Source organism: Amycolatopsis sp. lyj-23 (genome assembly GCF_046549135.1).
Taxonomy (GTDB): Bacteria; Actinomycetota; Actinomycetes; order Mycobacteriales; family Pseudonocardiaceae; genus Amycolatopsis.
Window position 1 is genome coordinate 126,226 of record NZ_JAJPWN010000004.1, and the last position, 25,164, is coordinate 151,389.

At 71.2% G+C, this 25,164-nt stretch carries 24 protein-coding genes; 8 read left to right on the forward strand and 16 right to left on the reverse strand.

Going from position 1 to position 25,164, the window contains the following annotated elements; all coding sequences use genetic code 11:
• Nucleotides 1-183: 183 nt before the first annotated feature.
• Together ACLJPY_RS09940 and ACLJPY_RS09945 are read right to left on the reverse strand one after the other, a co-directional pair.
• Nucleotides 184-438, reverse strand: a complete 255-nt coding sequence (locus ACLJPY_RS09940) for a WhiB family transcriptional regulator (RefSeq protein WP_043777259.1) — start codon at nucleotides 436-438, stop codon at nucleotides 184-186.
• 274 nt (nucleotides 439-712) lie between these two features.
• Nucleotides 713-1,639: a diacylglycerol/lipid kinase family protein gene (locus ACLJPY_RS09945; RefSeq protein WP_410587731.1), complete on the reverse strand. Its 927-nt coding sequence runs from the start codon at nucleotides 1,637-1,639 to the stop codon at nucleotides 713-715.
• Nucleotides 1,640-1,950: 311 nt separating this feature from the next.
• Here ACLJPY_RS09945 and ACLJPY_RS09950 point away from each other — a divergent pair, with 311 nt between their 5' ends.
• Nucleotides 1,951-2,421: a hypothetical protein gene (locus ACLJPY_RS09950; RefSeq protein WP_410587732.1), complete on the forward strand. Its 471-nt coding sequence runs from the start codon at nucleotides 1,951-1,953 to the stop codon at nucleotides 2,419-2,421.
• Between the two features lie 36 nt (nucleotides 2,422-2,457).
• On the opposite strand, the gene ACLJPY_RS09955 is transcribed toward ACLJPY_RS09950, so the two are convergent.
• Together ACLJPY_RS09955 and ACLJPY_RS09960 are read right to left on the reverse strand one after the other, a co-directional pair.
• The gene (locus ACLJPY_RS09955) at nucleotides 2,458-2,940 is read right to left on the reverse strand and encodes a GNAT family N-acetyltransferase (protein ID WP_410587733.1); all 483 of its coding nucleotides are present in this window, start codon (nucleotides 2,938-2,940) and stop codon (nucleotides 2,458-2,460) included.
• Between the two features lies 1 nt (nucleotide 2,941).
• Nucleotides 2,942-3,529, reverse strand: a complete 588-nt coding sequence (locus tag ACLJPY_RS09960; protein ID WP_410587734.1) for an acid phosphatase — start codon at nucleotides 3,527-3,529, stop codon at nucleotides 2,942-2,944.
• A gap of 82 nt (nucleotides 3,530-3,611) precedes the next feature.
• Between ACLJPY_RS09960 and ACLJPY_RS09965 the strand changes: the two genes are divergently transcribed.
• On the forward strand, nucleotides 3,612-4,085 hold the full coding sequence (locus ACLJPY_RS09965) for a hotdog fold domain-containing protein (protein ID WP_410587735.1): 474 nt from the start codon (nucleotides 3,612-3,614) through the stop codon (nucleotides 4,083-4,085).
• Here the strand turns inward: ACLJPY_RS09965 and ACLJPY_RS09970 are convergent.
• The 4 genes from ACLJPY_RS09970 to ACLJPY_RS09985 form a co-directional block, all read right to left on the reverse strand.
• Nucleotides 4,082-4,738, reverse strand: coding sequence for a hypothetical protein (locus tag ACLJPY_RS09970; RefSeq protein WP_410587736.1), 657 nt, complete (start codon nucleotides 4,736-4,738; stop codon nucleotides 4,082-4,084). The two genes, ACLJPY_RS09965 and ACLJPY_RS09970, sit on opposite strands and share 4 nt — an antisense overlap.
• Nucleotides 4,739-4,808: 70 nt before the next feature.
• Nucleotides 4,809-5,243, reverse strand: coding sequence for a MarR family winged helix-turn-helix transcriptional regulator (locus ACLJPY_RS09975; protein ID WP_410587737.1), 435 nt, complete (start codon nucleotides 5,241-5,243; stop codon nucleotides 4,809-4,811).
• Entirely contained in the window at nucleotides 5,240-5,653 is a 414-nt protein-coding gene (locus ACLJPY_RS09980; protein WP_410587738.1) for an SRPBCC family protein, read from the reverse strand. The genes ACLJPY_RS09975 and ACLJPY_RS09980 overlap by 4 nt, the downstream gene beginning before the upstream one ends.
• 60 nt (nucleotides 5,654-5,713) lie before the next feature.
• On the reverse strand, nucleotides 5,714-6,319 hold the full coding sequence (locus tag ACLJPY_RS09985; RefSeq protein WP_410587739.1) for a dTDP-4-dehydrorhamnose 3,5-epimerase family protein: 606 nt from the start codon (nucleotides 6,317-6,319) through the stop codon (nucleotides 5,714-5,716).
• 359 nt (nucleotides 6,320-6,678) lie between these two features.
• Here ACLJPY_RS09985 and ACLJPY_RS09990 point away from each other — a divergent pair, with 359 nt between their 5' ends.
• Complete coding sequence (locus tag ACLJPY_RS09990) at nucleotides 6,679-7,860, forward strand: NADP-dependent malic enzyme (protein WP_410587740.1); 1,182 nt, start codon at nucleotides 6,679-6,681, stop codon at nucleotides 7,858-7,860.
• An 82-nt stretch (nucleotides 7,861-7,942) separates the two neighbouring features.
• On the opposite strand, the gene ACLJPY_RS09995 is transcribed toward ACLJPY_RS09990, so the two are convergent.
• The gene (locus tag ACLJPY_RS09995; protein ID WP_410587741.1) at nucleotides 7,943-9,352 is read right to left on the reverse strand and encodes a bis-aminopropyl spermidine synthase family protein; all 1,410 of its coding nucleotides are present in this window, start codon (nucleotides 9,350-9,352) and stop codon (nucleotides 7,943-7,945) included.
• Between the two features lie 91 nt (nucleotides 9,353-9,443).
• Between ACLJPY_RS09995 and ACLJPY_RS10000 the strand changes: the two genes are divergently transcribed.
• From ACLJPY_RS10000 to ACLJPY_RS10015, 4 genes are read left to right on the forward strand one after another with little or no spacing between them, the layout of a single operon-like run.
• On the forward strand, nucleotides 9,444-10,529 hold the full coding sequence (locus ACLJPY_RS10000; protein ID WP_410587742.1) for an ABC transporter ATP-binding protein: 1,086 nt from the start codon (nucleotides 9,444-9,446) through the stop codon (nucleotides 10,527-10,529).
• Entirely contained in the window at nucleotides 10,526-11,194 is a 669-nt protein-coding gene (locus ACLJPY_RS10005) for an ABC transporter permease (RefSeq protein ID WP_410587743.1), read from the forward strand. Before ACLJPY_RS10000 ends, ACLJPY_RS10005 begins: the two co-directional genes overlap by 4 nt.
• A complete protein-coding gene (locus tag ACLJPY_RS10010; RefSeq protein WP_410587744.1) occupies nucleotides 11,191-11,874 on the forward strand; it encodes an ABC transporter permease in 684 nt (227 codons plus the stop codon). The genes ACLJPY_RS10005 and ACLJPY_RS10010 overlap by 4 nt, the downstream gene beginning before the upstream one ends.
• Nucleotides 11,871-12,746, forward strand: a complete 876-nt coding sequence (locus tag ACLJPY_RS10015; RefSeq protein ID WP_410587745.1) for an ABC transporter substrate-binding protein — start codon at nucleotides 11,871-11,873, stop codon at nucleotides 12,744-12,746. Before ACLJPY_RS10010 ends, ACLJPY_RS10015 begins: the two co-directional genes overlap by 4 nt.
• On the opposite strand, the gene ACLJPY_RS10020 is transcribed toward ACLJPY_RS10015, so the two are convergent.
• A complete protein-coding gene (locus ACLJPY_RS10020; RefSeq protein ID WP_410587746.1) occupies nucleotides 12,743-13,483 on the reverse strand; it encodes an SDR family oxidoreductase in 741 nt (246 codons plus the stop codon). The two genes, ACLJPY_RS10015 and ACLJPY_RS10020, sit on opposite strands and share 4 nt — an antisense overlap.
• Before the next feature lie 74 nt (nucleotides 13,484-13,557).
• On the opposite strand from ACLJPY_RS10020, the gene ACLJPY_RS10025 reads away from it, so the two are divergent.
• Nucleotides 13,558-14,103 carry a TetR/AcrR family transcriptional regulator gene (locus ACLJPY_RS10025; RefSeq protein ID WP_410587747.1) on the forward strand — a complete coding sequence of 182 codons (546 nt, stop codon included), beginning with the start codon at nucleotides 13,558-13,560 and terminating at the stop codon, nucleotides 14,101-14,103.
• On the opposite strand, the gene ACLJPY_RS10030 is transcribed toward ACLJPY_RS10025, so the two are convergent.
• From ACLJPY_RS10030 to ACLJPY_RS10055, 6 genes are all read right to left on the reverse strand, one after another.
• The gene (locus ACLJPY_RS10030; RefSeq protein ID WP_410587748.1) at nucleotides 14,100-14,702 is read right to left on the reverse strand and encodes a LysE family translocator; all 603 of its coding nucleotides are present in this window, start codon (nucleotides 14,700-14,702) and stop codon (nucleotides 14,100-14,102) included. The two genes, ACLJPY_RS10025 and ACLJPY_RS10030, sit on opposite strands and share 4 nt — an antisense overlap.
• 54 nt (nucleotides 14,703-14,756) lie before the next feature.
• Entirely contained in the window at nucleotides 14,757-15,716 is a 960-nt protein-coding gene (locus ACLJPY_RS10035) for an LLM class flavin-dependent oxidoreductase (protein ID WP_410587749.1), read from the reverse strand.
• A gap of 13 nt (nucleotides 15,717-15,729) precedes the next feature.
• Nucleotides 15,730-16,248 (reverse strand): GNAT family N-acetyltransferase, encoded by a 519-nt coding sequence (locus ACLJPY_RS10040; RefSeq protein ID WP_410587750.1) that lies wholly within the window; start codon nucleotides 16,246-16,248, stop codon nucleotides 15,730-15,732.
• Between the two features lie 155 nt (nucleotides 16,249-16,403).
• Nucleotides 16,404-20,099: a multifunctional oxoglutarate decarboxylase/oxoglutarate dehydrogenase thiamine pyrophosphate-binding subunit/dihydrolipoyllysine-residue succinyltransferase subunit gene (locus ACLJPY_RS10045; protein WP_410587751.1), complete on the reverse strand. Its 3,696-nt coding sequence runs from the start codon at nucleotides 20,097-20,099 to the stop codon at nucleotides 16,404-16,406.
• 403 nt (nucleotides 20,100-20,502) lie between these two features.
• On the reverse strand, nucleotides 20,503-21,108 hold the full coding sequence (locus ACLJPY_RS10050) for a DUF4291 domain-containing protein (RefSeq protein WP_410587752.1): 606 nt from the start codon (nucleotides 21,106-21,108) through the stop codon (nucleotides 20,503-20,505).
• Nucleotides 21,109-21,362: 254 nt separating this feature from the next.
• The gene (locus ACLJPY_RS10055; RefSeq protein ID WP_410587753.1) at nucleotides 21,363-25,109 is read right to left on the reverse strand and encodes an ABC transporter ATP-binding protein; all 3,747 of its coding nucleotides are present in this window, start codon (nucleotides 25,107-25,109) and stop codon (nucleotides 21,363-21,365) included.
• Nucleotides 25,110-25,164: the final 55 nt, after the last annotated feature.

The following is a 25,164-nucleotide window of genomic DNA, read 5'->3' on the forward strand; positions in this document are numbered from 1 at the left end:
CCGGGCCGTTCAACGCTTCGCGGGAGGACTTGAAGTCCTCGTGAGGTTTCAGCGCACCCGTTGCCAGGTGGTTTCGCCTCGGTTGTTAAGCTCAGACCGGGTAGGTATCACCCCAGACGGCGTGGGCACGACAAATGCCCGCCGGGTGAAATTCCTGCCTGGCCTGGGTGGATCTCGAGAAACTTAGGCGTTGGTACGCGTGCCGATGTGCGTACGGCGGCGCTTGAGCGCGCGTCGCTCGTCCTCGCTCATGCCGCCCCACACGCCGGCGTCCTGACCGCTGGCCAAAGCCCAGGCCAAGCAGTCGGAAGCGGAGGGGCAGCGGTGGCACACGGCCTTCGCCTGAGCTACCTGCGACAGAGCAGGACCGCTGGTTCCCACCGGGAAGAACAGCTCGGGGTCCTCGTCTCGGCAGGCCGCGTCGTGGCGCCAGTCCATGTTCGTGAGCTCCTTCATATGGCGCGGGAAGGCCGCGCCATAGTCGTCAATGGCGGTCGTGTTCTTGGGTGCTTGTGAATGCTTTCACGAAGCACCGCTTTCGACAAGGGTTTCCGGAAGATCGGTGAGTCAGGTCACCCGGCCGAGCGACGCCTCTGACCTGCAGTTTCTCTCCGAAACAGCCACCGGCTGGGAAGCCCGATGCGCTGAGTGGAGCTTCTCCGTCGACGAACGGCACCTGGCACTTTGCCGCAGGCGATCAGCGGCGCCGGCATCACGTGATTACGGTGAGTGCGTTCGGGACGCTGAAGAATTCGACTCGGGTCCGCTGGCCGACGAGGTCGCCGTCCACCTGGAAGTTTACCGGTTCAGCTGCGTCGATGCGGATCATCGGCAGGTCATCGTGACGTACGAGACGCCGTCCCCGCTGGTTGCTCTTCGTAGCCAAAGCTTGGCGTACATGCTTGAACACGGTGGGCAACCCCAGACCGTTCAGCGCGAACAAACCCAATCCCGTCTCGAACGAGCAACCCGGGTTGAGGTGGACCGCGCGCTCGCCCAGGTAGCTCCACGGATCGGTGTTGGACACGAAAGCGGTCAACGCCTCGGCGGGTTCGTGGCCCGGGATGCGGATCGTGAGGGCCGGGCGGCCCAGCGGCGGCCGGAAGTAGGAGCGGACGGCGGCCCGCATGTACAGGCCGGCGGTCGTCTGCTTGCCGCGGCGCTTGGCGACCCGGCCGACGACGTCGGCGTCCCAGCCGAGGCCGGAGTTGAAGGTGAACCAGTGCCCGTCGGCCAGCCCGAGCCCGACGCGGCGCGAGCGGTCGTTCTCCAGCGCGTTGAGCAGCTGGTGGGTGGCCTCGAAGGAATCGGCGGAGATGCCGAGGGCGCGTGCGAAGACGTTGGCCGAGCCGCCGGGGACGACGCCCAGGGCGGGGACGTGGCCGAGTTCGGCCGGGTCGCTGTCGGCGTCGGCCAGCAGGCCGTTGACCACCTCGTTGACCGTGCCGTCGCCGCCGTGCGCCACGACCAGGTCGATGCCGTCCCGCGCGGCCGAGCGCGCGACGGCCATGGCGTGGCCGCGGTAGTCCGTCTCGACCACGTCCAGCTTGACCTGGCTGGCGAGCGCGTGCGCCAGCACGTCCCGGCCACCCGCGGTGGTCGAGGTGGCCTGGGGGTTCACGACGAGGATTGCGCGCATCACCGCAGGGTAAGTGACATCCGGCGGCCCGAGAACCTTCCGGCGCCGCATGGTGACGGGCGCAACCCCGGGGAACAGCACCTGCGAGACCCTGTGCCGGGCGGTCCTCCTTCGTGCGCGAGTGTCCGCTCGTCGTGACAAGTGCACCCGGGCCGACCGCCCGCTCATCGACGACACCTTGATTTTCGACGCGCGGGCGGCCCGGGGAAAACGGCCGACCGGGTGGCATACGATCGAAAGAGCTCACGCACGGTGACTCGCCCTGGTGGAGTCCACTGTGCTCCCGCAAAGGACCCCGGAAGGCCGCCGCAGTGAAGCTCTCGCCCGCTCCCCGTGAGGTCCGGCTGGCCGGTGCGGTCACCGCGGTGCCGTCGCTCGCCCTGCTGGTGTTCGGGGTGGTCGTGCTGGTGAACGGACTGGGTGCGCCCGCGCAGCCGGGCAACAACGTCTTCGTCGAGTCGGGCACGTTCATCGTGGTGGCGCTGGCGTTCCTGGCCGCGTCGGCGGGCCTGGTCCTCGGCCGGACGTGGGCGCGCTCGCCCGGCGTGGTGATCGCGCTGATCGTGATCGGCCTCGGCTGGTACCTGCTCGGCCCGTCCGGCGAGCCGGTGTGGGGCGTGCCGGTCGCGCTGCTGGGCATCGCGGCGCTGGTCCTGCTGTTCCGGCGGCCGTCCCGGGCCTGGGCGCTGGACCTGCGCGAAGGCGAGACGGAGACCGAGGCCGCCGAACGCGGCGGCCTGGCGGGCCGCCGCGCCGAGCGCGAAGGCCCCGAAGAAGACTGACGCGGGATCCGCGGGATCCGGGTTCGAGCACGCGGGTTAGGCCTGGGCGGCCAGGGCTTTCAGGGGCTTGTCGGTCAGGCGGTTGACCGTCCACTCGTCCATCGCCTCCGCGCCCAGGGCCTTGTAGAACTCCGTGGCCGGGTTCCAGTCCAGGACCGACCACTCGAGCCGGGCGTAGCCGTTCGCGACGCACTCGGCCGCCAGGGTCGCCAGGAGGGCCTTGCCGAGGCCGGAACCGCGGTGGGAGGCCCGCACGTACAGGTCCTCCAGGTAGATCCCGTGCACCCCGCGCCAGGTGGAGAAGTTCAGGAACCAGACCGCGAAGCCGACGACCTCGCCGTCCACTTCGGCCACGTGCCCGAACAGCTTCGGCGCCTCGCCGAACAGCGCCTCGTGCAGCTGCTCCGCAGTCAGGTGGCACTCGTCCGGCGCGCGCTCGTACTCGGCCAGGTCGTGCACCAGGCCGACCGCTGCTTCGACGTCCGAAGGGCGGATCCGGCGGATGCGGTCGTCGGGCACGTCAGTCCTCCGCGGGCAGCAGGTTGAGGTGTTCGATCTGGGGTTCGCCGCGCTCGTCGCCGAGCACCGCGATGCCGGCCGCGTCCAGTCCGAAGTGGACGCCGGCGGTGGCGGGCAGGCCGAGCCAGCGGGCCACCAGCACCCGGCTGAAGTGGCCGTGGCCCACCAGGATCACGTCGCCGGCTTCGATGTCGCGGCGGGCCCGGTCGAGCACGCGGTCCGCGCGGGCGGAGACGTCCGAAGCGCTTTCGCCGCCGGGACTCGGGTGGGTCCAGACCGTCCAGCCCGGCACGGTCTCGCGGATCTTCGGCGTGGTGACGCCTTCGTAGTCGCCGTAGTCCCATTCGGCGAGGTCCTCGGTGACTTCGTCGACGCGCAGCCCGGCCAGCGCGGCCGTGCGCAGCGCCCGGGCGCGCGGGCTCGAGAGCACCAGCGACGGGCCGCCCACCAGGCTGCGGAGGGTGCCGCCGGCGGCGCGCGCCTGGCCCTCGCCCGCCGGCGTCAGCGGGATGTCCGTGCGGCCGGTGTGCCGTCCGTTCAGCGACCATTCGGTCTGCCCGTGCCGGAGGAGGAAGAGACGGTTCGTCACGGGCCCGAATATATCCGGCGGTTTGCGCGGCGGCTGGCCGTCTGCTTAGCTACTGAACGGTAGCTTAGCTCGAGGAGAAACCATGTCCGAGACGCCGACGTTCGCGCTGTGGCACAAGCTGGCCGGGAAGCCGGGCGGGAAACAGCTGTTCAGCGCCGCGATGTGCGTGCGGGTGCCGTACTTCCGCACGGTGCTGCCGTCGGTGCGCGAGCTGCGCCCGGGTCACTGCGAGGTGACCGCCCCGAAGTGGTGGGGTGTTTACAACCACATCCGCACCTTCCACGCGATCGCGGCCTGCAACCTCGCCGAAATCGCGATGGGCATGCTCGCCGAGGCCACCGTCCCGACGACGCACCGCTGGCTGCCCAAGGGCATGAACGTCCAGTACGTCGCGAAGGCCGAGACGGGCCTGCGCGCGGTGGCCGCGCTGCCCGAACTGCCGGAGTTCGGCGCCGAGGGCTTCGACCTCGAAGTCCCGGTGACCATTTCGGACGCGAACGGCAAGCCCGTGGTCACCGGGATCATCACCACCTGGGTGACGCCGAAGAAGCGTTAAAGCTGCTTGTACTGCACGTACGTCGTCTGGTGGAACGCGTTCGCGCCGGACGGCGACGGCAGGCCGAGCCGCCGGTCGACGAGCGGGCCGAGCACGCCGCAGCCGTGCGTGGCCGGCAACGCGAGATCCGGGTCCACCACGCCGAAGTGCATGGTGGGCGGGTTCTTCGAAAGCACCGTCGGCGGCACCGCCGGGTCGTCGTGGACGACCGTGTGCAGCACGCCGAGCGTGCAGCCCTTGCGCAGCAACGGGTGCCGCAGTGTGGCGTAGACGTCCAGCTCGCCGCGCCGCTCGGCGTCGCTCTGGAAGTCCGAGTAGCCGCCGTAGTGCAGCTGGAGTGTCGTGCCCGCCAGGTCCGGGACGGTCACCGGCGCGTGCCGCAGCGCGCCGAACACCTGCGCGTACTGGCCGTTCACCTTGCCTTCGCTGAACGTCAGCCGGCTCTCGCCCAGCGGGACCTCGCGGCCGTCGATGGTCAGTTTTCCTTGTGAGACAAAGGCTTCGCAGCGCCAAGTACCCGGGTCGGCGTTCGTGGGCGGCGCCGGGCAGCCGGTGAAGTCGAACGCCGGGAGGTCGTCCGCGGACGCGGTTCCGGACGTCAGCGCCAGCGCCGCCACGGCGACCGCGGCCGCCCCCAGTGCGAGAAGTTTCATGGCGGTGAGCCTGCTCGGCCCGCGCATTCCGGACATCCGGGATCACCCCCAGGGGAGGCCCGGGATTTCCTCACGGGCCGAGCCGGGCCAGCGCGTCGACGAAGCCGTCGTCGGTGGCCGCGAAGAACTCGGCGTCCGCGGCCTCGACGTCCTTGAGCGCCTTCGCGACCAGCTCCAGGCCGGCCGGGGTGACTTCGAGGCGCTTCGCGCGGGCGTCGGCCGGGTCGTCGGCGCGCGCGAGCAGGCCGCGGTCGGCCAGCTTCCGGACGACCTGGCTGGTCATCATCGTGTCGGTGCCCGCCTGGTCCGCCAGCTGCCGCTGGGTGGGTGGCTCACCTGAGCGGGTGAGCCACCACGTCGTCGTCAGCAGCACGAACTGGACGTGCGTGAGGTCGTGCGGGGCCAGTGCGGCCCGCATCGCCCGCTGCCAGGCCAGTGTCACGCGCCACAGCAGGAAGCCGGGGCTGCGGTCGGGGCCGGGCAGGCGGGACTCCGGGGACGTCATACGCGCGAGCTTGCCTCAGCGAGCCTCGCCAGCGCGCGCATCGCGTCCGGGGTGTCCGAAGTGACCTGCGGGCCGAATCCCTCCGGGCCGTCGATGCTGACGCGGTACGTGATCCGCGTGCCGCCGTCGACGTCGGTGAGCACGTGCTCGAACCGCAGGTGCGCGTCCGGGAGCACGGTCTCGTCGGTGAAGCTGCGGCCCTCGGTGACCTCGGTGAGGGTGAACGGGATCGGCGGCATGCCGTCCATGGTCATCGTGCCGCTGGTCCCGACGGTGAACGGGCCTTCGATGACGACCGACCGGACGCCTTCGTCCCACTCCGGCCAGCGGGCGGTGTCGGCCCAGAGCGGCCAGATCGCGGCGGCGGGCGCGGTGGAGGTTTCGCTGTGTTCGTACTCGTAAAGTGCCATGCGAGCAGACTATATGCGCGCTTACTAAAAGCGCAAGCGGCTCGGCGGCCGGAGTGCGGGTCAGTTCGCCGAGCGCAGCTTGTCGTAGTAGGCGACGCAGTCCGCGTACGCCGGGAGAAGGCCCTGCTCGAGGGCTTCGGCCAGGGTCGGCGCCTCGCGGTCCTTCTCGGACAGGACCTGCTCGATGTCCGCGGGCCAGGGCAGGTCCAGCGCGGGGTCGAGCGGGGTGATGCCGTGCTCGCCCGCCGGGTTGTACGGCTCCGAGCAGAAGTACGTCATCACCGTGTCGTCTTCGAGGGCGACGAAACCGTGGCCGAGACCTTCGGCGAGGTACATCGCGCGGAACTCCCGGGAGTCCAGCACCACCGCGTCCCACCGGCCGAAGGTGGGCGATCCGACGCGGATGTCGATGACGACGTCGAGCAGCGACCCGCGCGGGCAGTAGATGTACTTGGCCTGGCCCGGCGGGGTGTCGGCGAAGTGGACGCCGCGGATGGTGCCGCGCCGGGACACGCTGTGGTTGGACTGGCCGAGCCGCAGCGGGTGGCCGACCGCTTCCAGGAAGACGTCTTCCTGGAAGGGGGCGACGAACAGGCCCCGGTCGTCGGGGAACGCCCGGGGCGAGAACTCGTAGGCGTCCGGGACGCTCAGCCGGCGGAATTGCATGGCGTCACCTTATCGGGCGCCCAACAAAACCGGACGGACGTCTTGGGAATTGCCGGGAAATCGCGTCCGGTGTGACATCAACCGCACCGAGGGGTCCTCGGCGGCGGGGTACCTGTCACAATGAACGGACCGCCGCGTCCGCGGCCATCGCCAGACCCACGGCACCGATGGCCGACGTGACGCCTCGCCGACAGGCCGGCGCTACCGCGCTGGGCTGCCGTGCCGGGATCCCCCACGGTTTCCCCTTGCCGACCGTGGTCCCAGCCGCATGCCCAGGAGAAATTCCAGTGACCCAAGTCCGATCCGCGAGTTCCGTCATTCCCACTGGGGGAATGACGGAAACGACGACAGGAAACCCCATGACCGACCCCACCGGCACCGTCGCGCCGGTCACCGACGAAGAGATCTTCACCGGGCACGAGGGCGGCAAGCTCTCGGTGGCGGCCACCCGCCCGATTTCCAGCCCGCGTGACCTTTCGATCGCCTACACCCCCGGTGTGGCGAAGGTGAGCCGGGCGATCGCCGAGGATGCCGCCAAGGCCAAGCGCTTCACGTGGGCGGACCGGCTGGTCGTCGTGGTCAGCGACGGGACGGCGGTGCTCGGCCTCGGCGACATCGGGGCCAGCGCGTCGCTGCCGGTCATGGAGGGCAAGTCGGTGCTCTTCAAGACCTTCGGCGGCCTCGACTCGATCCCGCTGGTGCTCGACACCACCGACGTCGACGAGATCGTCGAGACGCTGGTGCGGCTGCGGCCGTCGTTCGGGGCCGTCAACCTCGAGGACGTCTCCGCGCCGCGGTGCTTCGAGCTGGAGGACAAGCTCAAGGAAGCGCTGGACTGCCCGGTCATGCACGACGACCAGCACGGCACGGCGATCGTGACGCTGGCCGCGCTGCGCGGCGCCAACCTGGTGCTGGACCGCGCGATCGCCGACCAGCGCGTGGTCGTCTCCGGTGCCGGGGCGGCGGGCGTGGCCTGCGCGAAGATCCTCCAGGAAGCCGGCATCGGCGACGTCACGGTGCTCGACTCGCGCGGCATCATCCACTCCGGCCGCGAGGGCCTGAACCCGGTCAAGGAGCGGCTGGCCGCGACGACGAACAAGGCCGGCCTGAAGGGCGGGCTGGCGGAGGCGCTGGAAGGCGCCGACGTGTTCCTCGGCCTGTCCGGCGCGACGATCGACGAGTCGCTGCTCGGCCGGATGGCGGGCGGCGGCATCGTGTTCGCACTGTCCAACCCGGACCCCGAAGTCCACCCGGCTGCGGCCGCGCGGTACGCGTCCATCGTGGCCACCGGGCGGAGCGACTTCCCGAACCAGATCAACAACGTCCTGGCGTTCCCGGGCGTCTTCCGCGGTGCGCTGGACTCCGGCGCGCGGGCGATCACGGAGAACATGAAGCTGGCGGCGGCCGAGGCGATCGTCTCGGTGGCGATGGACGACCTGGGTCCGGACCGGATCGTCCCGTCGCCGCTCGACCCGCGCGTGGCCCCGGAGGTCGCGGCCGCGGTCGCCAAGGCGGCGGAAGCCGACGGCGTCACGGCCTGACTTCTCGGCACCAAAGCGGCACTTTCACGTGAAAGTGCCGCTTTGTGCTGCAAAGCGTAGCTTTCACGTGAAAGTGGCGGGTTCAGCCGAGGAGGTCGGGGAGGCGGTGGCGGGGGACGTCGACCAGGCGCAGGTCCTGCAGGTCTTCGGGGACGTCGAGGGCGACGTTCGCCAGGCGGGCGTGGGCGCGGGTCAGGACCTCGTCCTGGTGCGCCACCGCCTCCGCGACCACCACCGCGTGGCGGTTGTCCGGGGTGCTCCGCAGGTACCGCAGCGCGTACTTCCCCCGGACGAGTGACGCCAGCGCCTCCTGGGACGCCTGATCCGCGAGGTCCGGGTGGGCGTTCGGCAGCAGCAGCGCCAAGCGTCGAGCGTTCGTGCCCAGGAGCGTCCGCAGCAGCCACGGGCCCGGGTCGGCCGAGAGGTCCATCGCGACCGCGTCGCCCTCGGGGCCGGAGATCGACCAGTCCACCGGCCGCGACTCCAGCGCCAGACCGCCCGCGCCGGCGATCTCCTTCAGCTTCTCCAGCAGGGCCGGTTTCGTCCCCGCCGCCTCGACCGACTGCGGCCCGTGCGTGTAGATCGCCTTGCCGCTGCGCATCTTCTTGGCCTTCGCCGTCGGCTGGCAGACGTACAGGTCCGCCGCGCTGCCGATCGCCTGCGCCCCGAAGTACCGGTTGAAGCCCGGCAGGATCGCCTCGAACGTCAGCCCGAGCGTCGCCAGCGACCGCTGCACCTGCGCGCCCAGCGCCGGGTGGCGCGGGCTGTAGCCGTACGCCAGCAGCAGCCGTCCCTCGCTCGGCTCCCGCAGCGCCTGCACCCCGCGCGCCGCGAACAGCCCCATGCCTTCGGGCGTGTACGGCGGATCGCTGAACACGAGGTCGAACCGGCCCGAGAGCGCCGGCGGCAGGCCGACGCGCAGGTCCGCGTGCGCGGTCCGGATCTCGCGGCCGCTGCGGTCGTCGAGGTGCGCCAGCACGCGTTCGTCCAGGTCGACGACGGTCAGCGCCGCCGACGGGCAAACCGCCCGCACGGCCAGCGACGTCAGGTCGTGGTCGCCGAGGAACAGCAGGCGCGCCGACGCGAGGTCGTACTGGGCGGCCAGCCAGAGCGCGCGGCGCAGCACCGTCTCCGGCGTCGCCTGCACGTGGTCGAGCGCGGCCAGCGGCGACGGCACCTCGGCCACCCACTCCGCGACCTTCGGCAGCAGCTCGTGCGTCGCGACGGCCTCGTCGAGCGGGTCGGCGTAGCGGGGCGCGCGGTACTGCAGGTACGACGCCGCGACGCCGGGGGCGAGGCGCAGGCGGTCACCGCTGCGGTCCAGGTCGTCGCCGAGGGCGGCGAGGACGGCCTCCACGCTGCGCCGCGGCGCCGCCGACAGCCGCACCAGCTCGCCGAGGTCGTGGTCGCCGGTGCGCAGCAGGTCCAGGACGCGGTACAGCGGGCGGACGCCGACGCCGTGCGCGGCGAGGACGTCGTCGAGGGCGGTCACGGTGCCACAGCGTAGTGGCCACCTGCCGGAACACCGTGCCAACCGCCGCCGACTCGGCTACGGTCGGTGGCACCGGACATGGGGAGTGGCAGTGACCATCGAATTCCGCGACGTGACCAAGCAGTATCCGGATGGGACGGTCGCCGTCGACGAGCTGAACCTGACGGTCGAGGACGGCACGATCACCGTGTTCGTCGGCCCGTCCGGCTGCGGCAAGACGACGTCGCTGCGGATGATCAACCGGATGGTCGAGCCGACCGCCGGGCAGGTGCTGCTGGACGGCAAGGACGTCGCCGAGGGCGACCCGGCCCTGCTGCGCCGCGGCATCGGGTACGTCATCCAGCACGCCGGGCTCTTTCCACATCGGACGGTGCTGGACAACATCGCCACCGTGCCGCTGCTTTCCGGCTGGGACAAGGCGAAGGCGCGCAAGCGGGCCGCCGAGCTGCTGGAGATCATCGGCCTGCCGGTCGAGCTCGGCAAGCGGTACCCGGCCCAGCTCTCCGGCGGCCAGCAGCAGCGCGTCGGCGTCGCCCGCGCGCTCGCCGCGGACTCGCCGGTGCTGCTGATGGACGAGCCGTTCTCCGCGGTCGACCCCGTGGTCCGCGAAGGCCTGCAGGACGAGCTGCTGCGGCTGCAGTCGCAGCTGGGCAAGACGATCGTGTTCGTCACGCACGACATCGACGAGGCCGTCCGGCTCGGCGACAAGGTCGCGGTGATGCGGGTCGGCGGCAAGCTCGCCCAGTACGGCACGCCCGCCGACGTCCTGCGGCACCCGGTGGACGACTTCGTCGCCTCGTTCGTCGGCCGGGACCGCGGCTACCGCGGCCTGTCGTTCCTCTCCGCCGATGGCGTCGAGGTCAAGGAGCTCGAGCTGGTCGAGATCGGCTCCGCCGTCTCCCCGGGCGACGGCTGGCGGCTCGCGGTCAACGCCGACAAGCAGCCCCGCGGCTGGCTGCCCCCGAATTCCACTGTGGATGGACAGCTGAGCGAAGACGACCTGGTCGCCGGTGGCTCGCTCTGGGTGCGGGGGACGCCCATCCGGGGCGCGCTGGACGCGGCGCTGTCCTCGCCCGCCAGCCTCGGCGTGGTCGTCGACGAGGAGCACCGGGTGCTGGGCGCCGTGGTCGCGCGGCAGGTGCTGGATGTGATCGAGGCGACCCCGCAGGCGTCATGAGCTTCTTCGACGAGCTCGGCCGCTACCTCGGCAGCGCGAACAACCGCGGCCAGATCCTCGGTGATTTGGGCGACCACGTCTACCTCGCGCTGCTCCCGCTGGTGCTCGGCGTCGTGCTGGCGATCGCGGCGGGCTGGCTCGGCTACCGCTGGGCACCCGCCCGGCAGGTGCTGATGGTGCTGGCCAACCTGCTCTACACGATCCCGTCGCTCGCGCTGTTCGTCGTCATCCCGGGCCTGATCGGCACGAAGATCCTGGACAGCGTCAACGTCGTCGTCGCGCTGACCGTCTACACCACCGCGCTGCTGGTCCGCCCGGTGCTCGACGCCCTCGATGCGGTGCCACCGCCGGTCATCGCCGCCGCGACCGCCGTCGGGTACAAGCCGGTGCGGCGCTTCTTCGCCGTCGAGCTGCCGCTTTCGGTGCCGGTGCTGGCGGCCGGCGTGCGGGTCGCGTCGGTCAGCAACATCAGCCTGGTCAGCGTGGGCGCGCTGATCGGCACCGGCGGCCTCGGCGTGCTGTTCACCGACGGCTTCCAGCGCGAGTACTTCTCGCCGATCGTGGTCGGCATCGTGCTGACGCTGGTGCTGGCGCTGGTCGTCGACCTCGTGCTGGTGGGCGCGCGAAACCTGCTGACACCGTGGACCCGGGTGGGGGCGCCGTGATCACCGATCTCGTCCGCTGGTTCGGCGACCCGGCGCACTGGTCCGGGCCGGACGGCGTCCCGCAGCGGCTGCTGGAACACCTGGGGTACACCGCGTTGTCGCTGGTGATCGCGCTGTTCATCGCGGTGCCGCTGGGACTGTTCGTCGGCCACACCGGCCGCGGCGGCGTCGCGCTGGTGAGCGCCGGCAACGCCATCCGCGCGCTGCCGACACTGGGTCTGGTCACGTTCCTGTTCCTGCTCTTCACCGAGAGCGTCACCTCGACGATCATCGGGCTCGTCGTGCTGGCTGTGCCGCCGATCTTGGCCGGCACCTACGCCGGGCTGCAGGCGACCGACCACGGCGTGGTCGACGCCGCCGAAGGAGTGGGGATGACCGGCTGGCAGCGGCTGTGGCAGGTGGAAGTGCCGATCTCGCTGCCGCTGGTGCTCGGCGGCATCCGCAACGCCGTGCTCCAGCTGGTGGCGACCGCCGCGGTGGCCGCTTACGTCGGACTCGGTGGCCTGGGCCGCTTCCTGCTCGACGGACTGGCCATTTTGGACTACTCCGAGGTGATCGCGGGTGCGCTGCTGACGACGTTGCTCGCCATCGTCCTGGACGTGGTCTTCGCCCTGCTGAACCGGGCGCTGGTACCCCGGGGCGTCCGGCTCGCCGCGGCCACGAAGAAGGTGGCGGCGTGAAGCGGCTGGTTTCGCTGGTGGCCGTGCTGGTGCTGGCGGCCGGCTGCGGGAACCCCCTCTCCGGCGGCGGCGAGGGCGGCGCGTCGGGCGACATCATCATCGGCGCGTCCGACGTCGGGGAAAGCCTGCTGCTGGCCCAGATCTACGCCGGGGCGCTGCGGAACGCCGGCGCTTCGAACGTGACCGTCCGGCCGCCGGTCGGCAGCCGCGAGGTCGTCGTCAAGGCGCTGCAGGACAAGTCGCTGTCGGTGGTGCCCGACTACAGCGGGAACCTGTTGCGGTACTTCGACAAGGGCGCGACCGCGACGACGTCCCAGGACGTCTACGCGCAGCTGAAGCAGAAGATCCCGCCCGGCTTCGAGGTGCTGGACCAGGCGCCGGCCGAAGACAAGGACCTGCTCGTCGTCGGCCCGCAGCTGGCGTCCTCGGGGGTCAAGACGTTCTCGGACCTGGGGAAGCGCTGCCGCGAGCTCGTGTTCGGCGGCCCGGGCCAGTGGAGCAGCCGCTGGAAGGACAAGATCAAGGCGCTGTACGGCTGCGAGTTCAAGGAGATCCGCACGACGGACACGGGCGGCCCGGTGACGGTGGCGGCGCTGAAGTCCGGGGACGTGCAAGTGGCGGACCTGTTCAGCACGTCATCGACGATCGCGGCGAACGGGTTCGTGCCGCTGGTGGACGACAAGAACATGTTCCCGGCGCAGAACATCGTGCCGCTGGTCGCCCGGGGCACGCTCTCCCCGGCCGAAGTGGCCGCGCTGAACCGCGTCTCGGCGGCGCTGACCACCTCGGCCCTCACCCGGCTCAACGTCGAGTTCACCGAGGAGAAGCGGAACCCCCTGGACATCGCGGAGGAGTTCCTCGCGCGGGCTTAGCCCTGCCGGGTGGGCCGGATGGTGAGGTCGCCGATCTCGACGTCGTCCGGCTGCTCGATGGCGAAGGCGATCGCCCGCGCGACGGCATCGGGGCTGATGCCGAGCGCCGCCATCGCCTGCTGCGCCTGCTCGCGCTGCGCGGGGTCCTGGACGTAGTCGACCAGCTCGGTGCGCACGAACCCCGGTGAGATCGACGTCGTGCGCAGGACGCCGTCGGTCGACTCCTGCCGCAGCGCCTCCATCAGCGTGCGCACGGCGTTCTTGGTCCCGGCGTAGACGGCCTGCGTCGGCACGATCTTCAGCCCCGACGTCGAGACGGTCGTGACGAAGTGCCCGCGGCCCTGCGCGCGGAACACCGGCAGCGCGGCGGCGATGCCGTGCAGCACCCCGCGGAGGTTCACGTCGATCATCGCGTCCCAGTCGTCGACGTCGAGAGCGCTGATCGGCGCGATCCGGGCGACGCCGGCGTTGGCCACCAGGACGTCGAGGCGGCCGAAGCGGTCGACGGCGTGGGCGACGAGCCGCTCGAGATCGGCCCGGCGGGTCACGTCGACGTCCAGCAGTTCCGCGCGGCCGCCGTCGTCGCGGATCTTCCGCGCGAGCACTTCCAGCCGGTCGGTGCGCCGCGCGCCGAGCACGACGGCCGCGCCGCGGCTCGCCAGCTCCACGGCCGTCGCCTCGCCGATCCCGCTGCTCGCCCCCGTGATCGCGACGACCTTGTCCAGTTCGTTCGTCATGGCCTCTCCCGCTAAGCTGACAACTGTCCGTTTGAGTCTACCGGACACTTGTCCACTTATGCGAGGAGCAGGTCGTGCCCCGTTCGGATGCCGTCGCCAACCGCGACCGGATCGTCGAGGCCGCCCGGGCGGAGCTGAGCGAGTCCAACGGCGCGACCGACGAGCTGAAGCTGCACCGGGTCGCCAAGGCCGCGGGTGTCGGGCAGGGCACGCTCTACCGGCACTTCCCGACGCGCGAGCACCTGCTGGCGGAGGTGTACCGGGCCGAGCTGACCCAGCTCGTCGGCACGGTGGCGCCGCTGCTGGCGGAGCACTCCCCGCTGGCGGCACTGTCCCGCTGGCTGGACCGGCTGGTCGAGTACGCGCGCGTCAAACGCGGCGTCATGGCGGCGATCGAAGTGCCGACGTGGCAGGAGCTCTACTCCGGCCAGCACCACCGGCTCGACGAAGCGCTCGAAACGCTGCTGGACCGGGGGAAGGCAGCCGGGGAAATCCGCACCGGGGTCGACGCCGCCGACGTCATCCTGCTCCTCGGGGCGCTGTCGCGGATCCCGGAGGCCGAGTGGGACGAGCGTGCGCCCCGGATCGTGGCGGTGATCGTCGACGGCCTGCGTGCTTAGTCGAGGGCGAGCTTCACGCCGAGGCCGATGAAGATCCCGCCGGTGGCGACCTCGATGCGGCGCTGGTTCTTCCTCTTCCGGACCCACCCGCCGATGCGGCCGGCGAGGACGCCGACGGTGCCGTCGACGAGGAACTCGAACAGGATCATGATCGCGCCGAGGACGGCGAACTGCAGCCAGACGTGCCCGCGGGCCGGGTCGATGAACTGCGGCAGGAAGGCGATGGTGAAGGTCACCATCTTCGGGTTGAGCAGGTTCGTGAGCAGCCCGGACAGGTAGGCGCGGTCACTCCTGCGCTCGACGAGCGGCTTGCGGTTCCGGATGGCCTGGACGCCCAGGTAGACGAGGTAGGCGGCGCCCGCGATCCGCACCACGGTGAAGGCGACCGGAACGGCGGCGAAGAGCGCGGCCAGCCCGGCCGCGGCCACGGCGACGTGGATGGCCTCGCTGGTGGCGACCCCGGCGGTGGCGAGCAGACCGGCCTTCGGGCCGCCGCGCATGCCGCAGCCGAGGATGAAGAGCATGTCCGGACCCGGCGTCACCATCGCGATGGCCGTGGTGACGAGGAAGGCCAGGAGGAGGTGCTGGTCGACCGGCATGAGGCGATCCTGGCACGCCGGCCGTCCGGCACGAACTCCTTTTCGCTGCCGTCGTCAGCCGCGGACGGCCGCCGCCACGCGGCCGGCGTCTTCGATGCCCCGCTCCGGCGGCTCCTCCGGCAGCGGCAGCAGCACCACCGAGCCGCTGCCGGTTTCGTGGAGCGAGCGGACCGCGGCCGCGCAGGTGCCGAGGTCGCCGCAGATGGCCAGGCGGTCGATCCACTCCGGGCGCAGGCCGGCCGCCAGTTCGTCCACTGTGGACGTCGAATCCATTAGTGCCAGCAGTTCGGCGGCGAACGGCAGGCCTTCCACCTGCACGCGCGAGCCGGGGGTCAGGGACTCCGCAACCGTCGTGCGCGCCCGCTCGCGGTCGCCGAGGGCCAGCCAGTTGTACGTCACCACGGCGTGCGGGCCGGTCGCCGCGATGCCGGCCAGCGCGGTCCGGACGAACTCGGGCGGGGACGGCTCGGCCAGGATCGTCCCGTCCGCCGAGGATCCGGCCACGGCCAGCGACTTCGGCCGGCGGACGCCCGCCAGGACCGGCGGGACGGTCTTCGGCGGGAACACCAGCTCGACCTCGTCCAGGTGGACGTGCCGGCCGTCCAGCGAGACGCGCTCGCCCGCCAGCAGCCGCCGCACCGCCACCAGCGTTTCGTCCAGCGCCGCGACCGGCGACTGCGGGTACGCGCCGATCTGGCGCATCCACGACGCCACGCCGTGCCCGATCCCGCCGATCAGGCGGCCCGGGTGCAACTCGGCGAGCGCAGCCAGTTCCATCGCCGCGATCGCCGGGTTGCGCGCCACCGCCGGCAGGACGCCGATGCCGACCTTGATCGTCGACGTCACCGCCAGCGCGGTGGCGACCGTGGCGATGCCCGCCGCCCAGAAGCAGTCCTCGACCAGCCAGAGTTCGTCGAGTCCCGCGGCTTCGGCCTGCCGCGCGAGGTCGACCAGCTTGGCCGGCGGCTGTTCGCGGTTGATCCGGACGCCGACGGAGGAGGTCGGTGCGTACATGCCAGGCTCCTGTTCAGATGCGGGAGAACGCCGGCGCGTACTCGAACGCGCCCGCCTGTGCCGGGTGGTAGCGGGTGAGCGTGCGCGCCTGGAAGTGCGGGCCCCACGCCGGGTCGGGTGCGGTGATCGAGAGCGTGTCCGCGAGGACGAAGCCGAACCGGGAGTAGTAGGCCGGGTTGCCGAGCAGGACGACCAGTCCGTGGCCGAGGGCGTCGGCGGCACCGAGGACGGTGTGCACGAGGGCGGAGCCGACGCCGCTGCGCTGGTGCGCGGGGAGCACCCCGAGCGGCCCGAGCCCGACGGCTGCGGTGGTGTCCTCGCCGACTCGGGCCCGGCTGCAGCAGACGTGCCCGACGACTTCGCCGTCGCGGACGGCCACCAGGGAGAGGGCGTCGACCAGGTCGCCTTCGGCGCGGAGTTCGTCGACCAGCGGGGCTTCGACCGGGGGTTCGTTCCCTTCGCGCCGGAACGCTGCGCTGTGGACGGCGTGGATCGCCGCTCGGTCGGCGGGGGTTTCCCGGCGGATCAGCATGATCGCCACCTTGCCCCGAACCGGCTGCGGAGGGCAAACGGGTTTGGGCTGCGCCCCCGGTTGCCACGCTACCGGAGGGCACCGACAGTTTCGGGGCCCGGAACGGCGAAGGCCCCCGCACCAGGAGCGCGGGGGCCTTCGTCGTGGTCAGGCGGTCAGTCGAACGCCTTCGAGATCAGGGCCTTCTGCTCGACCTCGTGCACCTTCGACGAACCCGCCGACGGGGCCGCCATCGGGCGGCGCGAGACGACCTGCAGGCCCGAGAGCACCTCCGGGAACTTCCGGGGCAGGTTCAGGCCGAAGAACGGCCACGCACCCTGGTTCTCCGGCTCCTCCTGGACCCAGGCGACCTGCGACGCGTTCGTGTACCGCTCCAGCGCCGCCAGCAGCTTCTTCTTCGGCAGCGGGTAGTACTGCTCGATCCGCACGATCGCGACGTCGTCGGCCTCGCGCTTCGTCCGCTCCGCCACCAGCTCCCAGTACAGCTTCCCGGAGGTCAGCAGCACCTTGCGGATCTTCGCCGGGTCCGGCGTGACGTCGTCGATGACGGACATGAACCGGCTCTCGCCCGTGAAGTCCCCGACCGCCGAGGTCGCCGCCTTGTTGCGCAGCATCGACTTCGGCGTGAAGACCACCAGCGGGCGCTGGATGCCGTCGAGGGCGTGGCGGCGCAGCAGGTGGAAGTAGTTCGCCGGGGTGGACGGGACCGCCACCGTCATCGAGCCCTCCGCGCACAGCGAGAGGAACCGCTCGATGCGGCCGGACGTGTGGTCCGGGCCCTGACCCTCGTGGCCGTGCGGCAGCAGCAGCACGACGTCCGAACGCTGGCCCCACTTGGCCTCGCCCGAGGAGATGTACTCGTCGATGACGGTCTGCGCGCCGTTGACGAAGTCACCGAACTGCGCTTCCCACATCACCAGCGACTCGGGGTTGGCCACCGAGTAGCCGTACTCGAAGCCGACGGCCGCGTATTCCGACAGCGCCGAGTCGTAGATCATCACGCGGCCCTGGCCGTCGGCCAGGTTTTGCAGCGGCGCGTACTCCTGGCCGGTCTTGCGGTCGATGAACACCGAGTGCCGCTGGGTGAACGTGCCGCGCCGCGAGTCCTGGCCGGACAGCCGGACCAGCCGGCCCTCCATCGCCAGCGACCCGAAGGCCAGCAGCTCGCCGAACGCCCAGTCGATGTCGCCTTCGCGCGACATCTTGTGGCGGCGCTCCATCACCGGCTTGACGCGCGGGTGCGGCGTGAAGCCGTCGGGGACCTGGACGAACGCGTCGCCGATCCGCTCGATGACCTCGGTGGCGACCGACGTCTTCACCTTGGCCGGCACCTGCTGCTCCTCCTCGACGGAGGGGCTGGCCTTCGCCGGGTGCTTCTCCAGCTCGCGGACCTCGTTGAAGACGTGCTCCAGCTGGCTCGAGAAGTCGCGCAGCGCGGCCTCGGCCTCCTCGACGGAGATGTCGCCGCGGCCGATCAGCGACTCGGTGTAGGTCTTCCGGACCGAGCGCTTCGTGTCGATGATGTCGTACATCGCCGGCTGGGTCATCGACGGGTCGTCGCCCTCGTTGTGCCCGCGGCGGCGGTAGCAGATGAGGTCGATGACGACGTCCTTGTGGAACGCCTGGCGGTACTCGACGGCCAGCTTGGCCACCCAGTGCGCGGCCTCCGGGTCGTCGCCGTTGACGTGGAAGATCGGCGAGCCGATCATCTTCGCGACGTCGGTGGCGTACTGGCTCGAGCGCGAGTGCTCCGGCGCGGTGGTGAAGCCGACCTGGTTGTTGACGATGACGTGCACGGTGCCGCCGGTGCGGTAGCCGCGCAGCAGCGCGAGGTTCAGCGTCTCGGCCACGACGCCCTGGCCCGCGAAGGCCGCGTCGCCGTGCATCAGGACCGGCAGCACGGTGTAGCCCTCGCCGCCCTTGTCCAGGAGGTCCTGCTTCGCGCGGACGATGCCCTCGAGCACCGGGTCCACGGTCTCCAGGTGCGACGGGTTCGCCGTCAGCGACACCTTCGTCTCGCCGTCGCCGAACATGCGGAAGTACTTGCCCTCGGCGCCGAGGTGGTACTTCACGTCACCGGAGCCGTGCGCCTGGCCCGGGTCGAGGTTGCCCTCGAACTCCTGGAAGATCTGGCTGATCGGCTTGCCGACGATGTTGGCCAGCACGTTCAGCCGGCCGCGGTGCGGCATGCCGATGACGACCTCGTCGAGCTCGTGCTCGGCGGCCTTGTCCAGCAGCGTGTCGAGCAGCGGGATCGCCGTCTCGCCGCCTTCCAGCGAGAACCGCTTCTGGCCGACGTACTTGGTCTGCAGGAACGTCTCGAACGCCTCGGCGGCGTTGAGCTTCGAGAGCACGTACTTCTGGACCGCGGGGTCCGGCTTCTCGTGCGGGATCTCGACGCGCTCCTGGATCCAGCGGCGCTCCTCGGGGTCGAGGATGTGGGTGTACTCGATCCCGACCGTGCGGCAGTAGGAGTTGCGCAGCACGCCCAGGATGTCGCGCAGCTTCATCCGCTCCTGGCCGGCGAAGCCGCCGACCGGGAACTCGCGGTCGAGGTCCCAGAGCGTCAGGCCGTGGGACAGGACGTCCAGGTCGGCGTGGCTGCGCTGGCGGTAGTTCAGCGGGTCGGTGTCGGCCATCAGGTGGCCGCGCATCCGGAACGCGTCGATCAGCTCGATCACGCGGGCGGTCTTGTCGACCGGGCCGTCCGGGATGTCGGCGACCCAGCGGATCGGCTCGTACGGCAGGCGCAGGCTGGTGAAGACGTCGTCGTAGAAGCCGTCTTCGCCGAGCAGCAGCTGGTGGATGCGCTTGAGGAACTCGCCGGACTCCGCGCCCTGGATGATGCGGTGGTCGTAGGTCGAGGTCAGCGTCATGATCTTGCTGATGCCGAGGTCGACCAGGGTCTTCTCGCTGGTGCCCTCGAACGCGGCCGGGTACTGCATGGCGCCGACGCCGATGATGGCGCCCTGGCCGGCCTGCAGGCGCGGGACCGAGTGGTTGGTGCCGATGCCGCCCGGGTTGGTCAGCGAGATCGTGGTGCCGGAGAAGTCGTCCGCGGTGAGCTTGTTGTTGCGGGCCTTCTTGACGATGTCCTCGTAGGCCTGCCAGAACTGCAGGAACGTCATGTCTTCGACGTTCTTGACCGAGGCCACGACGAGGTTGCGCGACCCGTCCTTGCCCTTCATGTCGATGGCGAGCCCGAAGTTGACGTGCTCCGGCGTGATCGCGAACGGCTTGCCGTCGATCTGCTGGTAGTGCCGGTTCATGTTCGGGTAGTCCTTCAGCGCCCGCACCATGGCGTAGCCGATGAGGTGCGTGAAGGAGATCTTGCCGCCGCGGGTGCGCTTGAGGTGGTTGTTGATGACGATGCGGTTGTCCGCCATCAGCTTCGCCGGGACCGCGCGCACGCTGGTCGCGGTGGGGACGCTCAGCGAGGCGTCCATGTTCTTGGCGATGGCCGCCGCGGCGCCGCGCAGCTGCTTCGACTCCGGCTCTTCCTTCTTCGCCTCGGCCTTGGGCTCGGCCTTGGCCGCCGGCTTCGGGGCCGCCTTCGGCTCCGGCTTGGGGGCCGCCGCCTTCGCGGGGGCGGCCTGCTTGGCCGCCGACTCCGCGTTCTGCTTCGCCTTGGCCGACGGCTGGGCGGCCTGGCCGTTGGTGGCGGGCTTGACGTCGGCCTGCTGCCGGGCGGTGTCCGCCTTGGCCTGCGCGCTCTGCGTCGGCTTGAAGTCCGCGAAGAAGTCGTGCCATGCGGCATCGACTGAGGAAGGGTCTGCGAGGAACTGGTCGTACATCTCTTCGACCAGCCACTCGTTGGGGCCGAACTGTGACGCAGGGCTGCTGCTGGACACGGCTGGGGCTCGCCTCTATCCGTCTCGATCTCGATCTTGAATCCGCTGATGCGCCTACCAGGCTAACCCCCTCGGTGACCGCGATGTGATGGAACCGGCCTGTGTGAGGCGTGGCGCACTAGGGTATCGGTCACTGACTCGATCAAGATGTGCTAAGGGAACCTTAAGCGCTGGACCCGGTACAGGGTTCCCGGCGTCTTCCGCCCCGGTTCTCCTGGGCGGATGTGGCTGGTCGAATGTCCTTCGTTCTGGGACCAGGGCCTGGTGCGGCCGCTGGTGAGCCCGAGGAGCAGGATTGGCTGGTCGGGGCCGGGGTCCACGTCCGGCCGGGGACGGTCCGGTGGGCCTCGCGCCCCGACGTCGAGGCGGCCGGGCTGGGCGGGTTGGGCCGGCGGGCGCTGCCTTAGCCGGTCGCGTCGATCGCCCGGGCGAGGCCTTCGGGCAGCTCGTACGGCGGCTCGTGCGGCACCAGCTTGACCGCCAGGTGCAGCTGGTCGGTGGCGAGCAGCCCGGAGATGTCGCGCATCACGGGTGTGACGTCGGTGATGGCGGTGATCCACTCGTCGACGTAGTGGTCGACGGCTTCGCCGCTCAGGCCGATCTGGATGGCGCGGAAGTTCAGCGCGGTGTGGTCGAGGTCTCGCTCGGGATCCCACTGGATCCGGACCGGGCTGGTCTCGAGCTGCTGCTTCCACGCGGCCGTGTCCTGGTCGCGGCGCGGCGTGCTGAGCGCGGCGTGGCCGAGGGCCCACTCGAAGCCCGCACGGGTGATGTCGATCGCGAGGATGCGCTCCTGGCCCGGCTTGCGCCCGTAGCCGCAGCGGTAGGCCATCCACCGGAACGACGGTTTGATCCACGTCATCCGGTCCCGCTTGAACGGCGCGACGAAGGTCTGCTTCTCGAGCGCGGCGTCGGCGATCTGGGGCGAATAGGCCTGGTAGACGCGGACGGTGGTCTCGGTCTGCGCGGCCCGGATCTGCCGGTCAGGCACCCGGTTTTCTTCGAACATGCCCGTCATGCTCCCAGCGCGGGCCCGCCCCGGCCACGGACTTTCGTGCGCAAGGAGGCATCACCCGTGATTGGCGGGGCATCACGCGTGATTGGCGGGGCATCTCGCGTACCTGGAGGGTCGGCTTGCGTACCCAGGGGGTCGGCTTGCGTACCCAGGGGGTCGGCTTGCGTTCCTGGAGGGTCGGCTTGCCATCCGACCCTGTAGGTACGCGAACCGACCGTGCAGGTACGCGGGCCGACCGGTCCGGTACGTCAGCCGAGGGCCCAGAGGCGGGCGTAGAGGCCGTTGGCGGCCAGGAGTTCTTCGTGGGTTCCGGTTTCGGCGATGCGGCCGTGGTCCAGGACCACGATGCGGTCCGCGCGGGCCGCCGTGGCCAGGCGGTGGGCGACCACGAACGTCGTGCGGCGGCGGGCCACCGTCTCCGTCGCCCGCAGGACCGCGGCCTCCGTCGAGGGGTCCAGGGCCGCCGTGGCCTCGTCGAGCAGCAGGACGTCCGGGTCCACCAGCTCCGCCCGGGCCAGGGCCACCAGCTGGCGCTGGCCCGCCGACAGCGAGCGGCCGCGCTCGCCGACCGGCTGCAGGAAACCCGAGGGCAGGGCCGCGACGCCGTCGAGCGCGCCCACCGCACGGACCGCCGCCTCGACCTCCGCGTCGGTGGCCGACGGGCGGCCGTAGCGGACGTTGTCGGCCACCGTGCCCGAGAACAGGTGCGCCTCCTGCGGGACCACGCCCATCCGGCGGCGCAGCCCGGCGAGGTCGTACTCGCGGACGTCCGTGCCGTCGATCCGCAGCTCACCGCCGGTGACGTCGTAGTAGCGGGCCACCAGCTTCACCGCCGTCGACTTGCCCGCCCCGGTGGCGCCGACCAGCGCGATCGTCTCGCCGGCCGCGACGTCCAGCGAGAACTCCGCCAGCGCCGGGGCCTCGGTGCCGGCGTAGGCGAACTCGACCTCCTTGAACGAGACTTCGCCGCGCAGCCGGGCGGGCACCGCCACGGCGTTCTCCGCCGCCGGCACCGACGTCGGCGTCTTCAGCAGGTCGCCGATGCGGTTCAGGCCGACGCTCGCCTGCTGGTATCCGTCGAACACCGCCGACAGCTGCTGGATCGGCGAGAAGAACTGCTGCAGGTACAGCAGGAACGCCAGCAGCACCCCGGCCGACAGCGTGCCCGCCGAGACCCGGTTCGCGCCCGCCACCAGCACCGTCGTCGTCGCCAGGTCCGACAGCAGCGCTACCAGCGGGAAGTACGTCGCCACGTACCGCTGGGCCCGCAGCCGCGAGCGCCGGTAGTCGTCACTGCGCGAAGCGAACGCTTCGGCGGAGCGGTCTTCGCGCGTGTACGCCTGGGCAACGCGCAGCCCGCTGACGTTCTCCTGCATGTCCGCGTTCACGACGCTGACGCGCTCGCGGGCCTCGTTGTACGCCTTCGACGCCGACCGCCGGAAGATCACCGTGGCCACCGCCAGCACCGGCACCATCGCCAGCGCGTACAGCGCCAGCCCCGCGTCGGTGATCAGCAGCGCGGCCGTGATCCCCGCCAGCGTCAGCGCGCTGACCACCGCGGTGGCCAGGCCGGTCTGCAGGAACGTCGAGAGCGCGTCGACGTCCGTCGTCATCCGGGTCATGATCTTCCCGGACAGCTCCCGCTCGTAGTAGTCGAGCCCGAGCCGCTGCAGGTGCGCGTAGCTGCGGACGCGCAGCGCGTACAGGACCGTTTCGCCCACCCGGGACGTCAGCCGCGTCTGCGCGAACACCACCAGCCAGTCGGCCGCGATCACCACGGCGCCGATGCCGGCGGCCAGCCAGATCAGCCACTCGACGCCCGCGCGGACGCCGTGGTCGACGCCGAACTGGTACAGCCCCGGCAGCGCGATCGACGCCAGCGCGTCCGCCGCCACCAGCCCGATCACCAGGGCCAGCGGCCCGCGGACCGGCCGCAGCAGCGCGGCCAGCCGGAACTTCGGATCGGGCGCGGTGACGTCGACGCCGGGCAGCCGTGGCTCGTCGACGACGGCCGGCAGCCTGCGCACGCCCTCGATCAGCTCCGGGGTCGGCGGGACGTCGACGCTGCCGCCTCCGCCGGCGAACCCGCTGCTGTTCGGGTTGCCGCCGCGCATCCGCGCGGCTTCGGCCAGCTCGTCGACTTCGTCGCGGCTCTCGTCGCGCGGCCACAGCGACGGCGTGACGCCGTCCTGGCCGCGGTCGAGGCCCTCGCAGCGGTGCTTCTCTTCGACGTCGTCGCCCGGGCCCGCGACCAGCTCGCGGAACAGCGGGCAGCGCGCCATCAGCTCGTCCTCGGTGCCGACGTCGACGACGCGGCCTTCGTCCAGCACCGCGATCCGGTCGGCCAGCGCGAGGGTGGACCGCCGGTGCGCGATCAGCAGCGTGGTGCGGCTCGCGGTGACCGACCGCAGCGTGTCGTGGATCGCCGCTTCGGTGACGGTGTCGATGGCCGAGGTGGCGTCGTCGAGGACGAGGATCCGCGGGTCGGTGATCAGCGCCCTGGCCAGCCCGAGCCGCTGCCGCTGCCCGCCCGAAAGCGTGAGCCCGCGCTCGCCGACCAGCGTTTCGTAGCCATCCGGCAGCGCGCGGATGAAGCCGTCCGCCTCCGCCGCCTTGGCCGCCGCGACGACTTCTTCGTTGCTCGCGTCGGGGCGGCCGTAGGCGATGTTGTCCCGGATCGACGAGGAGAAGAGGAACGCCTCCTCGAACACCACGCCGATGGCCTGCCGCAGCTGCCGCAGCGGGACGTCGCGGACGTCGAGGCCGCCGACCCGCACCGCGCCCTCGTGGACGTCGTAGAACCGGGGCAGCAGCAACGAGATCGTCGACTTCCCCGAGCCCGCGGTGCCGACCAGCGCGAGGGTTTCGCCCGGGTTCGCGGTCACCGAAAGGCCGGCCAGCACCGGTTCGCTGCGGGTGTAGCCGAAGCGGACGGCGTCGAGCTCCACACCGAGGGGCCCCTCCGGCAGCGGCCGCGCGTCCGGCGCGTCGACGACGTCGGTCTGCGCGTCGATCAGCTCGTACACGCGCTCGGCGCCCGCGCGGGTCAGCTGGGCCTGCACCACCAGCCCGGACAGCATCCGGGCCGGGCCGATCAGCGTCGCGAGGTAGGTGGCGAAGGCCAGGAACGTGCCGAGGGTGATGGACCCGTTCAGCGCGAGGACACCGCCGATGCCGAGCACGGCGACCTGGCCTGCGGCGGGCAGGGCGGCGGTCGTCGCCGTCGGGACCGCCGAGAGCTTCGCCGCGCGGAGCCGCTCGCCGAACAGCTTGCGCGCGGTCGCCTCCAGCTTCGAGACTTCCCGCGTCTCCTGGCCGAACCCCTTGACCACCCGGACGCCGGTGACGGTCTCTTCGACCTGCTGTGCGACGTCCGCCGCGCGCTGCTGCGCCGACCACGTCGCCGGGAAGAGCCGCTTGCGGCTGCGCGCCACGATGACGCCGACGGCCGGCGTGACGACCAGCGCGATCAGCGTCAGCACCGGGGACAGCCACAGCATCGCGACGAACGACAGCACCGCGAAGACCACCGAACCGAACGACAGCGGGACCTGCATCAGGATTCCGGTCACCAGCTGCAGGTCGGAGATCGCGCGCGAGGCGACCTGGCCGGTGCGCAGGGCGTCCTGCTTGCCGCCGTCCAGCCGCGAAACGGCGTTGAAGACGCGCTGGCGCAGATCGTGCTGCACGTCGAGGGCGAGCTTCCCGCCCAGGTAGCGGCGCGCGAACGCGGTGCCGAAGGCGATCAGCTGCAGCGCGACGAGGAAGACGGCGATCCCGGTCAGCCCGCCGGTCCGCCCGGCCACCGCGTCGTCGACCGCTGTGCGCACCAGCAACGGGCTCGCGGCCTGGACGCCGACGCCGACGGCGGCGGCGAGCAGCGACAGCACGACGAGCACGCGGTGCTCCCACGCCGCGGCGGACAGCCGGCGGATCCAGCCTGCTGTCTCGGTGGGTGGGAGCTCTTGACGGGAGCGGGGCGGAGCGGTGGTCACGTTGTCACAGTAAGCGCCACCACCGACAAAATATTTCCCGGAATGCCGTGAAGGC

Excerpts from the sequence above, each read along its gene's own strand:
- ACLJPY_RS10020 (WP_410587746.1), bottom strand. The coding sequence starts at position 13,483 with ATGACGAACGAACTGGACAAGGTCGTCGCGATCACGGGGGCGAGCAGC.
- ACLJPY_RS09985 (WP_410587739.1), bottom strand. The coding sequence starts at position 6,319 with ATGCAATTCCGCCGGCTGAGCGTCCCGGACGCCTACGAGTTCTCGCCC.
- ACLJPY_RS09975 (WP_410587737.1), bottom strand. The coding sequence starts at position 5,243 with ATGACGTCCCCGGAGTCCCGCCTGCCCGGCCCCGACCGCAGCCCCGGC.
- ACLJPY_RS10050 (WP_410587752.1), bottom strand. The coding sequence starts at position 21,108 with ATGTTCGAAGAAAACCGGGTGCCTGACCGGCAGATCCGGGCCGCGCAG.
- ACLJPY_RS10040 (WP_410587750.1), bottom strand. The coding sequence starts at position 16,248 with ATGCTGATCCGCCGGGAAACCCCCGCCGACCGAGCGGCGATCCACGCC.
- ACLJPY_RS09970 (WP_410587736.1), bottom strand. The coding sequence starts at position 4,738 with ATGAAACTTCTCGCACTGGGGGCGGCCGCGGTCGCCGTGGCGGCGCTG.
- ACLJPY_RS09945 (WP_410587731.1), bottom strand. The coding sequence starts at position 1,639 with ATGCGCGCAATCCTCGTCGTGAACCCCCAGGCCACCTCGACCACCGCG.
- ACLJPY_RS10005 (WP_410587743.1), top strand. The coding sequence starts at position 10,526 with ATGAGCTTCTTCGACGAGCTCGGCCGCTACCTCGGCAGCGCGAACAAC.
- ACLJPY_RS10035 (WP_410587749.1), bottom strand. The coding sequence starts at position 15,716 with ATGTACGCACCGACCTCCTCCGTCGGCGTCCGGATCAACCGCGAACAG.
- ACLJPY_RS09940 (WP_043777259.1), bottom strand. The coding sequence starts at position 438 with ATGGACTGGCGCCACGACGCGGCCTGCCGAGACGAGGACCCCGAGCTG.
- ACLJPY_RS09980 (WP_410587738.1), bottom strand. The coding sequence starts at position 5,653 with ATGGCACTTTACGAGTACGAACACAGCGAAACCTCCACCGCGCCCGCC.
- ACLJPY_RS09990 (WP_410587740.1), top strand. The coding sequence starts at position 6,679 with ATGACCGACCCCACCGGCACCGTCGCGCCGGTCACCGACGAAGAGATC.
- ACLJPY_RS09965 (WP_410587735.1), top strand. The coding sequence starts at position 3,612 with ATGTCCGAGACGCCGACGTTCGCGCTGTGGCACAAGCTGGCCGGGAAG.
- ACLJPY_RS10030 (WP_410587748.1), bottom strand. The coding sequence starts at position 14,702 with ATGCCGGTCGACCAGCACCTCCTCCTGGCCTTCCTCGTCACCACGGCC.